Annotated in this window: 15 protein-coding genes; 9 read left to right on the top strand and 6 right to left on the bottom strand. The window is 34.9% G+C overall.

Going from position 1 to position 12622, the window contains the following annotated elements:
• Positions 1-123: 123 nt before the first annotated feature.
• The gene (locus BD809_RS07735) at positions 124-789 is read right to left on the bottom strand and encodes a peroxiredoxin (RefSeq protein ID WP_148782404.1); all 666 of its coding nucleotides are present in this window, start codon (positions 787-789) and stop codon (positions 124-126) included.
• A 164-nt stretch (positions 790-953) separates the two neighbouring features.
• On the opposite strand from BD809_RS07735, the gene BD809_RS07730 reads away from it, so the two are divergent.
• Positions 954-1790, top strand: coding sequence for a universal stress protein (locus BD809_RS07730; protein WP_148782403.1), 837 nt, complete (start codon positions 954-956; stop codon positions 1788-1790).
• A gap of 52 nt (positions 1791-1842) precedes the next feature.
• On the opposite strand, the gene deoD is transcribed toward BD809_RS07730, so the two are convergent.
• From deoD to BD809_RS07705, 5 genes are all read right to left on the bottom strand, one after another.
• Complete coding sequence (deoD, locus tag BD809_RS07725; RefSeq protein ID WP_148782402.1) at positions 1843-2541, bottom strand: purine-nucleoside phosphorylase; 699 nt, start codon at positions 2539-2541, stop codon at positions 1843-1845.
• A gap of 3 nt (positions 2542-2544) precedes the next feature.
• Complete coding sequence (gene deoC, locus BD809_RS07720) at positions 2545-3195, bottom strand: deoxyribose-phosphate aldolase (protein WP_148782401.1); 651 nt, start codon at positions 3193-3195, stop codon at positions 2545-2547.
• A gap of 5 nt (positions 3196-3200) precedes the next feature.
• On the bottom strand, positions 3201-3500 hold the full coding sequence (gene trxA / locus BD809_RS07715) for a thioredoxin (RefSeq protein ID WP_148782400.1): 300 nt from the start codon (positions 3498-3500) through the stop codon (positions 3201-3203).
• A gap of 78 nt (positions 3501-3578) precedes the next feature.
• Positions 3579-4457: a DUF3298 domain-containing protein gene (locus BD809_RS07710; protein WP_148782399.1), complete on the bottom strand. Its 879-nt coding sequence runs from the start codon at positions 4455-4457 to the stop codon at positions 3579-3581.
• 69 nt (positions 4458-4526) lie between these two features.
• Positions 4527-4922 (bottom strand): hypothetical protein, encoded by a 396-nt coding sequence (locus BD809_RS07705; protein ID WP_148782398.1) that lies wholly within the window; start codon positions 4920-4922, stop codon positions 4527-4529.
• Positions 4923-5027: 105 nt separating this feature from the next.
• On the opposite strand from BD809_RS07705, the gene BD809_RS07700 reads away from it, so the two are divergent.
• The 8 genes from BD809_RS07700 to BD809_RS07665 all read left to right on the top strand — a co-directional run bounded on the left by BD809_RS07700 (position 5028) and on the right by BD809_RS07665 (position 12532).
• Positions 5028-6263 carry a PAS domain-containing sensor histidine kinase gene (locus tag BD809_RS07700; RefSeq protein ID WP_148782397.1) on the top strand — a complete coding sequence of 412 codons (1236 nt, stop codon included), beginning with the start codon at positions 5028-5030 and terminating at the stop codon, positions 6261-6263.
• A 10-nt stretch (positions 6264-6273) separates the two neighbouring features.
• Complete coding sequence (locus tag BD809_RS07695) at positions 6274-7329, top strand: response regulator (protein WP_148782396.1); 1056 nt, start codon at positions 6274-6276, stop codon at positions 7327-7329.
• A gap of 84 nt (positions 7330-7413) precedes the next feature.
• Positions 7414-8265 (top strand): universal stress protein, encoded by an 852-nt coding sequence (locus BD809_RS07690; protein ID WP_148782395.1) that lies wholly within the window; start codon positions 7414-7416, stop codon positions 8263-8265.
• A 53-nt stretch (positions 8266-8318) separates the two neighbouring features.
• Complete coding sequence (hemN, locus tag BD809_RS07685) at positions 8319-9683, top strand: oxygen-independent coproporphyrinogen III oxidase (protein ID WP_148782394.1); 1365 nt, start codon at positions 8319-8321, stop codon at positions 9681-9683.
• Positions 9684-9790: 107 nt separating this feature from the next.
• Positions 9791-10024, top strand: coding sequence for a hypothetical protein (locus BD809_RS07680; RefSeq protein WP_148782393.1), 234 nt, complete (start codon positions 9791-9793; stop codon positions 10022-10024).
• Positions 10024-10326 (top strand): type II toxin-antitoxin system RelE/ParE family toxin, encoded by a 303-nt coding sequence (locus BD809_RS07675; RefSeq protein ID WP_148782392.1) that lies wholly within the window; start codon positions 10024-10026, stop codon positions 10324-10326. Before BD809_RS07680 ends, BD809_RS07675 begins: the two co-directional genes overlap by 1 nt.
• Positions 10327-10396: 70 nt before the next feature.
• Positions 10397-11944: a GmrSD restriction endonuclease domain-containing protein gene (locus BD809_RS07670; RefSeq protein ID WP_148782391.1), complete on the top strand. Its 1548-nt coding sequence runs from the start codon at positions 10397-10399 to the stop codon at positions 11942-11944.
• A gap of 234 nt (positions 11945-12178) precedes the next feature.
• A complete protein-coding gene (locus BD809_RS07665; RefSeq protein ID WP_148782390.1) occupies positions 12179-12532 on the top strand; it encodes a hypothetical protein in 354 nt (117 codons plus the stop codon).
• Positions 12533-12622 lie beyond the last annotated feature (90 nt).

Raw genomic sequence — 12622 nt, 5'->3', positions numbered from 1 at the left:
GTAAACTTTTTTAAATTCAAATACTGCAAGCACTATTTTATCTTACCCCCATGACCATTAAACCGAAAGGCGTACCAATGCATCCATTAGCTCTCAAAATGCATACTTTTTAAAGTATTCTCCTTACGCTAGTTTTAAATCTTTTTTGGCTAAATAGAAATCAATTTTTTCACAGGATGTATCTTTAATTCTATGCTCCATTTGTTGTAAGGTTTTAGGTGGAGGTACAATTACCTTATCGCCTTTTTTCCAGTTCAGCGGTAACGCAACCTTATGTTCATCCGAAACCTGCAATGCTTCCAACGCTCTTAAAATTTCATCCATATTGCGACCAACGTTAAGCGGATAATACATTATAAGTCGTATTTTCTGATATGGATCAATAAAAAATACTGCGCGTACAGCAGCAGTTTCACTTTCGTTAGGTTGTAACATACCATATAACTTGGCAACTTTCATATCAATGTCAGCAATGATTGGAAAATCGAGATAAACATCCGTCTTTTCATGCACATTGTTTACCCACGCTAAGTGGGAGTGTATGCTATCAATACTTAATCCGATTAGTTTAGTATTTAATGCTTCAAAATCATTTTTGCGCTGTGCAAAACCACTAAGTTCTGTGGTACAAACGGGTGTGAAATCGGCTGGATGAGAAAATAAAATAACCCATTTGGAGTCAGCAAATTCTGAGAATTTCATATTTCCATGCGTCGTTGTAGCTTCGAAGTCCGGTGCATCATCTCCTATTCTTGGCATACCGTGTACCTCTTGTGTGATTGTTTCCATTTGTTTTTTTTTAAATTGAGATTTTAAAAGTACTTAGGAACAACGAGCAAAAAAATGAGAATTATCATGTATAATACTTTGAAATTGAATCTGATGCACTTATGATATTTATCATAGTTCAAAACCTTACCAGATAGTACTTTTGAGTATAAATTTTATACATTATGAAGAAATTACTTGTCCCTGTTGATTTTTCAAAATACTCGGAGTATGCATTAGAGGTTGCAGCTACATTAGCTAAACAAAATAATTCTGAAATCATAGTTTTACATATGATGGGATTGTCTGAAGCTATTCTTACCAAGGATGAAGCTCAAGAAGCTACTGAAGCACAGTTTTATATGCGACTCGCCGAAAAACGATTTAATACGTTTTTGGATAAGCCTTATTTAAAAGGTATAAAAGTTAGCGAAATGGTGCAGAATTATAAGATTTTTAGCGAAATCAATACCGTGGTAAATGAAAACGATGTTGATCTAATCGTCATGGGTTCTCATGGTTCAAGTGGTCTTGAAGAAGTTTTTGTGGGCTCGAATACAGAAAAAGTTGTGCGAACTTCTGACGTTCCTGTTTTGGTTATTAAACATAGAGCAAAAGACTTCAATGTAAAGGAAGTAGTGTTTGCATGTGATTTCAAAATGGAGAATATTGGCGTGTATCATAAAGCTATGAAACTTTTTAAGCTACTGGGTTCAAATGTTCGTTTGGTATATGTGAACTTGCCGGACGAAACTTTTAAGAGTACTTCACAAATAGAAGAGCATGTAAGTGAGTTTTTATTCAAAGCTGAGTCAGGAGATTTGAGTGTTATGGATAAGGTAGTTTATTTGAACGATTATTCTGTTGAAAGTGCACTTTTTAAGTATAGCGATAAAATCGGAGCAGATATCATAGCATTACCCACCCACGGCAGACGCGGAATAGCCCATTTCTTTAGCGGAAGCATTACAGAACGTATCGCCAACCATTCAGAATTACCAGTGCTCACATTTAAAATATAAAGAGAAAATACACAATGAGAAGGAGAAAATCTATCATAGATTTTCTCCTTTTTTATAGTGTATGTAATGCAATATTTACCATAGTACTAAAACCGGTTTCCCGATCCTCTGCTGATAATTCTTCTCCTGTAACCAATGAATCTGAAATGGTTAAAATGGATAAGGCATTTACGTTGTGTTTAGCTGCGATGGTATAGAGTCCTGCAGTTTCCATTTCTACACATAAAACACCAAAATCAGCCCATTTTTTATAGGAATCTTTGTTGTCTTCGTAAAACTCATCAGATGAGAGGACATTGCCGGCTTTGAAAGCAATAGTATTCTTCTGACAATAACCTACCGCTTTCATCAACAACTCAAAATTGGCAGTGGGTGCATAATCCGAATTGTTAAATCGGGCATTATTAATGCCCGACGTGGATGATGCAGACATAGCGATCACGATATCACGTGGCTTTAAACCCTTTTGATAGGAACCTGCGGAGCCAACACGAATCAGATTTTTTACTTTATGGTCGGTGATTAATTCGTGAGCATAAATAAGCGCAGACGGAATACCCATACCTGTTCCTTGTACCGAAACACGCTTGCCTTGGTAATAACCGGTATAGCCTAGCATTCCGCGAACTTCATTATAGCATATAACCTTCTCAAGAAAAGTTTCTGCAATCCACTTGGTCCGCATTGGATCTCCTGGTAATAATACGGTTTCGGCAACATCTCCCGGTTGGGCGTTTATATGGATACTCATAGTTTATGATTTACTTGCTAACATAATGGCAACACCCGATGAGGTTCCGATTCTGGAAACTCCAAGGTCGACATAAGCTTTTGCAGTGGCATAATCTTTAATTCCGCCAGAGGCTTTTATCTTAACCATATTTCCAACCTCTTCTTTCATCAATTCTATGTCATCCATGGTTGCTCCGCCGGTACCAAAACCAGTTGAAGTCTTCACAAAGTCCGCACCGGCATTGACACATAATTGACAGGCTACTTTTTTTTCAGTACCGTTCAGGAAACAGGTTTCAATAATTACTTTTAAGACCTTTTCGCCAATAGCTGTTTTGATCTCTTTTATTTCTTTTTCGACCGAGTCATGATCACCAGCTTTAAGCCAGCCAATGTTAAGAACCATATCAATTTCGTCAGCACCATCTGCTATCGCTTGTGTCGCTTCAAAAACTTTAGCTTTGGTTGCCATTGCTCCAAGAGGAAATCCAATGACGGCCGCTACTTTAACAGCGGTATGTTGAAGTAGTTTGACTGCTTGGGCAACATAACATCCATTTAAACAAACCGCATAAAAATTATGGCTTATGGCTTCCTCACATAAAGTATTAATATCATCAGCTACCGCTTGCGGTTTCAGTAGCGTATGGTCAATGTATTGATTGATATTCAAAATTGTTATTTATGTGAATTAATGACCTGTATAATGTCATTTTTTTGCAGAACTCCAGATTGTCGCCAAACTTGTTTTCCGTCTTTAAATAATAACATGGTAGGAACGCCTCTCACTTGATATTGAGAAGCAAGGTTTTGATTGGCATCTACATCGATTTTAATTATTTTAACTTCATCTCCGAGATCTTCTTTTACTTCTTTTAAAATGGGTCCCAACATTTTACAAGGACCACACCAATCTGCAAAAAAGTCAATAAGAACGGGTGTAGGGGAGTCTATAAGTTTATTAAAGTTACTTTTCATCATTTATTGTTTTAAAGTAGCAGAAAGATACACAAAATCATTTTTTGTCAGATCAGATTTAGAAAATAAACAACAGAGTTATAACAAAATATTATCTTTTTTGAGGAGTGTTTTAAAACGAGCTGTGGAAATTTCAATACTATATGTACCCGTATACGAAGGACACACCACACAATCATCAAAATAGAAAGTAATCAGCGCTTCATTTATAACAAAATTGTTTTTATATACTTGGAAATCTCCGGGAGAAAGTTCCCAGCACTCATAATAAAGCTCACCCGATGCTAATCCTTGAGTAATAGTATGGTTGATAATAGTAAGTACTTCTGATTCGGCATTCGGAATAAAGATATCGTTGAATGTCATAAACTCTGATGTATTTGTATTATAATTTATACAATCAAAGCTATAGACTGAATGTACGGTGCCCGAATAATAATTTTCTTTATAAAGCACCACACTCACCAGATTGTCTTTTGCCGAAAACAGTTTATAATCAATAGTACGCTTATCCATAAATCTTTTGATATTAAGTGTATCGCATAATAACGCTTTATCTTCTAAAATTTCGTTTTCGGTAGCGGCGATGTTTAGATAGGTTTCTTTAATATAATTATTGAACGTTTTATACGAAGCATTCATTTCTTCATTTAGATAAGGGTATCGATAGTTTAAAATATAGTCATCGGTTTCTTTACTAAATGTTTTTGTACTCACAAGGTCTTTTAATGCTTCTTTTTTATCTTCAAGAGCTAAAAGCTTTTCTCTTTTAAACCGTTGCGTTTTGTTATAATCAGGAGTTAATTTATCTTCAGAGAAAGTTTGCTGACTCTCAAAAGTATCCTTCATAACTTCTGTTGTGGTAACCCGATTATCTGCTTTAATCGTCTCTTTTTGATTTCTATTTTTGCAGGATGCAAGCAATAACATAAGGAATAGCAGGGATTGAAATTTCATAAGTATTAGTTTTTAGGGACAAACGTAGTTGTATTATGACGTATAAAATATGACGCATATCATAAAGCGTTATGATGCAAGTAATAGTTTTAATTTTGTAAGCAGTATAACCTCAGCTTTATTTCTTCCGGAAAATGCATTGGCAATTTCATTGGCGGTTTTCCATATTAGTTTTTTTATAGTGGTATCAAAATGCGCTGTGTTTTCCTTGTAATATGATTCAAAATCGTCATAGCATTCATTAGGGTCTTTGTCTTCATTCTCAAGCCAATCAAAAACAATTTCTATTTGAAATGCAGCATCTGTTTTGAACTCATCCGTTAATTGATCCACAGCCACCCAATCCTTTTTAACCAACTCCTTTAGCTTTGCATATTCTTTAGCGCGAATTACACGATCAATGGCGGCAATAGCATAGAACAATTTTCCTAAATTTTGATAGATCGTTATACTAGTTGTGCTCATTGTATTTATTTTTAATAATTTAAAATTAAAAATATAGTAATTCAGTCATTTGTTTTATGATATATATCACTTCTTATAGTTATAGTAAATTCCTATTTTTGGTTTATGAAAGTATTTGAAAAAAGCAACAATGTATTTACCAATCTGGCTGAAGCAGTGTCCGAAGGGATTATTGTGGTAAATGAGCAGCAAACTATCGTTGCTACGAATGGATCGGCAGAGCAACTTTTTGGATACTTAAAAGATGAATTAATTGGCAAGTCCCTTAATATTCTAATACCCCGTGAGTATCATCATGCGCACAAGGGGCATTTTGAACGTTTTGTAGAGCATTCAGAAAAGCGTCAGATGGGTCACGGGCGCGATTTACACGGGGTGCGTAAGGATGGATCTATGTTTGCCGTTGAGGCAGGTCTCAATCCATTTACAATTTATGGAAATAATTATGTCATGGCACTTGTTATTGATATTACCAATCGTAAGAAACAAGAGCGAGAAATACAAGAGCTAAATAAAAGCTTAGAACAAAAGGTTGCTGTCCGCACCAAGGACCTCAACACAACTATTTCTGCTTTGCAAGAAGAAGTTAAACTTAGGAAAGAGGCAGAAGAAAGAATCACAGAATCACTTAAGAAAGAGCGTGAACTCAATGAATTAAAAACAAAGTTTTTGTCACTGGTTTCTCACGAATTTAAAACACCACTGAGCGGAATTCTAACATCTGCAACCTTAGCAGGTAAATATACCAAGGAACAACAGCAGGATAAGCGTGAAAAACATTTGGATACTATTAAAAGCAAAGTAAAGTATCTGGATAATATTCTTAATGATTTCTTATCTATAGAACGCTTGGAGACGGGTAAAGTATCCTATAAATTTACTTCCTTTCCTCTGAGTAAGGTGATCAACGAAGTTATTTATAATGCGAATATGCTTCTTAAGGACGGACAAAAAATTGTATATCCACAAAATGCGGATGAATTCACTGTACATTTTGATGAAAAAATATTGGAACTTGTTTTGTCTAATCTTGTCCATAACGCAGTAAAATATTCCGGAGAGCATACAACCATTGATCTTAAGGTGACAAAATTGAAGGAATGCTTTAAGTTTACCATACAAGATGAGGGCATCGGAATCCCTGAGAAAGAGCAGAAATTTATTTTCAAACGCTATTTTAGAGCAGAGAATGCTTTATTGGATCAAGGAACCGGTATCGGACTCAATATAGTGAAGAGTCATCTTGAGAATTTAGGAGGATCCATTACCTTTACCAGTACCGAAGGTGTTGGAACTACATTTGAAATCAGTTTACCCATAAGTACTACAGAAACACATTAACGAATTCATTATGAAAACTATTTTGCTTATCGAGGATGATGCAGCTTTACGAGAAAATACCGCAGAACTTCTTGAGTTATCCGATTATAAGGTCATTACCGCACCAAATGGTACAATTGGAATACAAAAAGCAAAAGAAGTGTTTCCTGATATTGTGGTATGTGATATTATGATGCCGGAGATTGATGGCTACGGAGTGTTGGAATCCTTATCGAAGGGTAATAAGACAAGAAATATTCCTTTTATTTTTTTATCAGCAAAGACTGAGCACAAAGAAATAAGAAAGGGGATGGACTTGGGAGCTGATGATTACTTAACGAAGCCATTTGATGAAGAAGACTTGCTAAGTGCTATAGAAAGTAGGCTTGCAAAATCAGTATTGCTTAATCTGGATAGGGATCAGGAAGAAGAGCAAAACGACACTGATACTCAGGATAGTTTAAGAAATCTTAATGAACTGAAGAATTTTTTTGACGATAATGGTCAATTACTTTCAGTAGCGAAAGGCGATACGGTATATAAAAAAGGCGAACATTCAAATAATATTTTTCTGCTACTTAAAGGGGTGGTCAAAACGCATACCATGGATGAAAATGGTAAAGACTTGATCACAGCTTTGTATAAGGCCGATGATTTTTTAGGTTTTACTACGTTTTTAGAAACTATTAGTTATAAGGAAACGGCGACTGCGGTAGAGGATGTTGAGTTAGCCATGGTAACTAAGAAAGAACTAAAACAAATTTTGGAAAAAAGTACCACGGTTTCTTTGGAATTAATGGAATTACTTACCGATAACTTAAGCGAAGTCAAAAATCAGCTGTTGCAGATGGCTTATAGTTCAGTGCGTAAGAAGACGGCCAAAACCATCTTACAATTTGCAGCGGTACTTAATAAAAAACCCGAAGATGATATAAAGATTTCTCGCAATGACCTTGCAAGTGTTGCGGGTATTGCAACCGAGAGTTTAATCAGAACCTTATCAGGATTTAAAAAAGACGGACTCATTGCAATAGAAGGGCGTAATATTAAAATTTTAGACCTTCAGGCTTTAAAAATGGTAGACTAAGGCTACTTTTTGGAGCAATCTGATTTTTATCATATTTTTCATTCATTGAGGACTATACTTTTGTAAATAATCAAAGTATACTCCATGAAAAAAATACTAATACCAACCGATTTTTCTGAAAACTCATGGAATGCCATTCAGTATGCGGTTGCTTTTTTTAAAAAAACACAGTGCACATTTTATCTATTGCACGTAGCATCAGCAGAAGATGTTGTTATCGATGATGCTATGTTTCAAGTAGAGAACGAACATGAAGCGCTACTTACCGACAACCTGACAAGTGATGCAAAAAATCAGCTAAAATCCCTTGTAAAACGTATAGAAAAACTCCCGCTTAACACAAAACATACTTTTGAACCCCTGTTAGAATACATCTTTTTTGTCGATGGGATACGTAAAAACATTGTAGATAAGCAAATTGACTTTATTGTTATGGGGACCAAGGGAGCTACCAATGCATTAAAACGAGCTATTGGCAGCAATACGGGAGATGTCATTACCAAAGTAAAATGTCCCGTACTGGTAATTCCAGAAAATGCAACCTATAAGCGTCCAAAAGAAATAGCATTTCCTACTGATTATAACATAAATTATAAAACAAGAGTTTTGGACACGCTGACACAATTATTAGTTGATAAAAGTGCAGCATTACGCGTATTACATGTGGCCAAAAAGGATGAGACGCTCTCTGACAATCAACAGAACAATAAAGATTTTCTTGATCGGCACCTGGGAGATACCATTCCGCATAGTTTTCATTTTTTATCCAATTCCAGTATTGAACATGCTGTGCAGTGTTTTGTGGAGAGCAGGGATATTGATATGATTACGATGGTGGCTAAGAATCTCAATTTCTTTCAGCGTATATTATTTCATCCCTTAGTTGAAGAAATTAGCTACCATACCGATATTCCGTTTTTAGTCCTCCATGAGTGACATCAACCCCAATACAACCATTTCATTTCTAATTGTAAAGTAAAACTTATTCTATGTGTCAATCCTTAGTAAATAAAAATAATATTCCCGGACCTCGTTATACCAGTTATCCAACAGTTCCTTATTGGGATAACGAAACATTCTCATTGGGCGAGTATAAAAATACTGTTCGTCAGTCCTATATCGAATCAAATAGGAGTGAAGGATTGAGCGTATATATCCACTTACCATATTGTGAGTCCTTGTGTACGTTTTGCGGCTGTAATAAACGTATAACCAAGCGTCACGAAGTAGAATTGCCTTATATAAATACCTTACTCAAAGAATGGGATCTATATCTAAAGTTTTTTGCAACCAAGCCCAGAATTAAAGAATTACATTTAGGTGGAGGTACACCCACTTTTTTTTCGCCAGAAAATTTGGAGTATCTGATCAAAGGTATTTTAAGAACTGCAACCTTAGCTGACGATTTTGAGTTCAGTTTTGAAGGACACCCTGGCAATACTACTAAATTACATTTACAGACCTTATATGATCTGGGTTTTCGCCGTGTAAGCTTTGGGGTGCAAGATTATAATGAAAAAGTACAAAATGCGATTCATCGTACCCAAACGTTTGAGCAAGTACAGCAAGTAACGCAGCTGGCCAGAGAGATAGGTTATACCTCGGTAGGACATGACATTATCTTTGGCTTACCTTTTCAGACGCAGGAGGATGTTCGCCATACAATTTTGAAAACAAAAGAACTCATGCCGGATCGTTTGGCTTTTTATAGTTATGCCCATGTGCCATGGCAAAAGGGGAACGGACAACGAGGATTTAAAGACAGTGATTTGCCGGCACCGGCAGATAAACGGGCACAATACGAACTTGGTAAAGCACTCCTGGCAAGTGTTGGATATGTTGAGGTAGGTATGGATCACTTTGCACTTGTCACAGATGCATTATATCAATCTATGGAAAACAAGAGCTTGCACCGTAATTTTATGGGGTATACCGCATCAAAAACACAATTGATGGTTGGCCTCGGGGTCTCAGCCATTGGTGACAGTTGGTATGGATTTGCGCAAAATGTAAAAGGAATTGAAGAATACAAGCATTTGGTTAATGAACAGATTCTTCCAGTGTTTAGAGGACATCTTTTGACCGAGGTAGATGAGAGTGTGCGTCAGCATATTCTAGATCTTATGTGTCGTATGCAAACACGATGGGACGAAGGCACCTTGAAAATCCAAAATTTGGATGAAGTCTTAGAAAGACTTGCACCGCTGCAAAATGATGGATTACTGGAATTGGATACCGAAGGGATTACGATCTTAGAAAAAGGAAAACCCTTTGTACGTAATATTTGTATGGCTTTTGACTTGCGGTTACAAGCCCATCAACCCAAGACACAACTGTTTTCTATGACAGTTTGATAAACATATTGCTAATCAATCAATGTTTTATAAGATAAAGGGAGTGACTTGTTTTTTCTAATTATGGTGACAGTTAATTTTGTACTTTTGAGTAAAACCAACTGTATATGGATTTGTCATCAAGAAAAATTACCTTCGTTCAGGAGTTTTTAAAACTACAGGACGAAGAGATTATTGCCCGACTTGAGACCGTACTCAAGAATGAAAACGCCTTTGCTATCGAAGAGACCTTGGTACCCATGTCCCTTACTACCTTGCAGGAGATGATTGATCAAGCAGCGCATGACTTTCAAAATGGTAAGCACGTGCCCATGGCAGCATTAATTTCAAAATTTAAGTAATGGTAAATAAAATTATATGGTCCGCCTTGGCTGAGAATCAGTTAGAACAAGTATACGAGCAGCATATTAAGCGCTCCAGTCTTAAAGCGGCAAAAAAGGTGATACATACTATCATAGGCGAAGTAAACCTTCTTATCGAAGAACCTTTTTTAGGGAGTGTAGAAGAATCTTTACAACGTGATAAGATTACCTACCGATCACTCACAGCCAATCAATATAAAATTATTTATACCGTAGATGAAGCCAAAGATCTTATCAAGATCGCTACGGTTTATAATACGAGACGTGATCCTGTTATCTAAAGAGGATATATGAGCTGAATATGAGTGTTGAGTAAAATTAAAGTAATCCTGTTAAAATCAAAATTAAATAATGGCAAAGGTAAATTTAGATGCAATAATACCAAGAGAAGATTTCGAAGTAATTGGGAGCCAAAACTCAACTAATTTATTCAACTCAATATCAATTTCTAATTTTACAGGTGGATTCTTTTATCCATTTTTGAGAAAACCTGATTTTCAAAGAGAGACTAATGAATGGGATGCAAAAAAAATTGCTGAATTTATTGAGAGTTTTATCAATGGAGAGTTAATACCTGCAATTATTTTATGGAGAAATAATACTGGTTTGTATTTTGTTATCGATGGTGCACATAGGCTCAGTGCATTAATTTCATGGATTAAGGATGATTATGGAGATGGAGAAATTTCGCAAAAATTGTTTGGAGATAGCTTAAACGAGGAATTTAAAGATATAGCGCAAAAAACACGGAAATTAATAAGTAAGAGAATTGGTAAATATGAGGATATTATAAACGCACCAATTCAAGAAAATGGAAATGAGGACCTAATTCAAAAGGCTAAAAATTTAGGTGCTTTTTCAATTCAAGTTCAATGGGTGGATGGGGATGCTAAAAAAGCCGAGAAATCATTCTTCAAAATAAATCAACAACCTTCAAAAATAGACCCAACTGAATTAAAAATACTTGAATCGAGAAAAAAAGGAAATTGTATAGCCGCAAGAGCGATTATCCGAGGTGGACAAGGACACAAATATTGGTCAGATTTTTCGGCTGAAATTCAAGCTGAGATCCAAAAAATATCAAAAGAAATTCATAATATAATTTACAATCCTACATTAAAAACACCAGTAAAGACTTTAGATATTCCAATTGGTGGGAAACTAGCTTCGGCCCAAAGTTTACCTCTAATTTTGGAGTTTGTAAATATGAGCAGTAACATAGGCCCAAATTTTTCAGAAAATCTAAATGATGATATAGATGGCTCACAAACTTTGAGATATTTAAAAAATGTGAGGAAATTAGCTTGGCGTTTAAATAGTGTACATCCTTCTTCTCTTGGATTGCATCCAATTGTATATTTTTATTCAATAGAAGGCAAACATAAACCAGCTTCGTTTTATTTCACGTTAGCTTATGTAAAAGAACTAGACAAAAGAAACAAGTATAACGACTTTATACAAACCAGAGAGAAATTTGAAGAATTTTTACTTGGTTATGAATATATCATTCAACAAATTTCAAGGAAATATAGAACTGCATTTAAAGCTATCCCACACGTAGTGGAATTTTACACTGAAATAAATAAAAAATTACTAGAAGGTAAGTCTGTAAAAGAAAGTGTTAAAGAGATAATTCAAATTACCAGATTTGATTATATAACTTTACAATCAACGCCTGAGTCTAAAGAAATTTTCAGCAACTTTACGACTGATTCCAAATCTGAAGTATTTATTAAAGAAGCATTGAAAAATGGTGTTAGATGTAAAATTTGCAATGGGTTTATTCATAAAAATTCAATTACTATTGACCACATTGACAGAAAACAAGACGGAGGACAAGGAAATCCTGAAAACGGACAAATAACCCATCCTTATTGTAATACGACTTATAAAAACTAAATAGCTATGTCCAAAACTATTGTATAGCAAATTGGGCCATTAGAGTGTAATCAAAAAGTTTATGTCTATTTGTAAAGTCGATAAATCTTTTGATTTATTATTGAAAAAGAAAAATTTAAACAAACCAAAAAAATTACTTTAATAATTAACAAAAAGTTTGCTGCTTTGAAATTCCATACTAATAATAGCTAAATGTTGTACGTAAGTTGAAAAGCTAAAACTAAATTTAACTTTATGATAATCCATCATTTTCTAAAACTAAAAAAAGGAATATTTCTTACTATTGGTATTGGACTATTTGTTTTTATTTTTTGGAATTCGTATTGGCATACGAAGGAATACTATCAAAACTCACTGAACGGAATTGTCGAGTACAAATTCCGATCTAATAGCGGAATTTTAGTTAAAATATATGATATTGAAGACTTTATTGATTTGGAAATTGGTTCTTCGAATATAAAATTTATTGAGAAGGGAGATTCGATTTCAAAACCTGCAAATTCAAATGAGTTATTTTTATTTAAAAAAGACACAACTGTTGAATATCCAATGTACTTCGGTCTTAAAGATGCAGAAAAATTCAATTAGCTGGAATGAAAAAAACCTATGTACAAAATTATTTATGAAATCAGAGTAAAGTGTAGTTCTAGACTGGAAGGTCATTTCCTTTGTGAAACA

The sequence above is a fragment of the Aquimarina intermedia genome, assembly GCF_008124785.1.
Taxonomy (GTDB): domain Bacteria; phylum Bacteroidota; class Bacteroidia; order Flavobacteriales; family Flavobacteriaceae; genus Aquimarina; species Aquimarina intermedia.
This window is presented reverse-complemented; position numbering and strand designations above follow the sequence as displayed.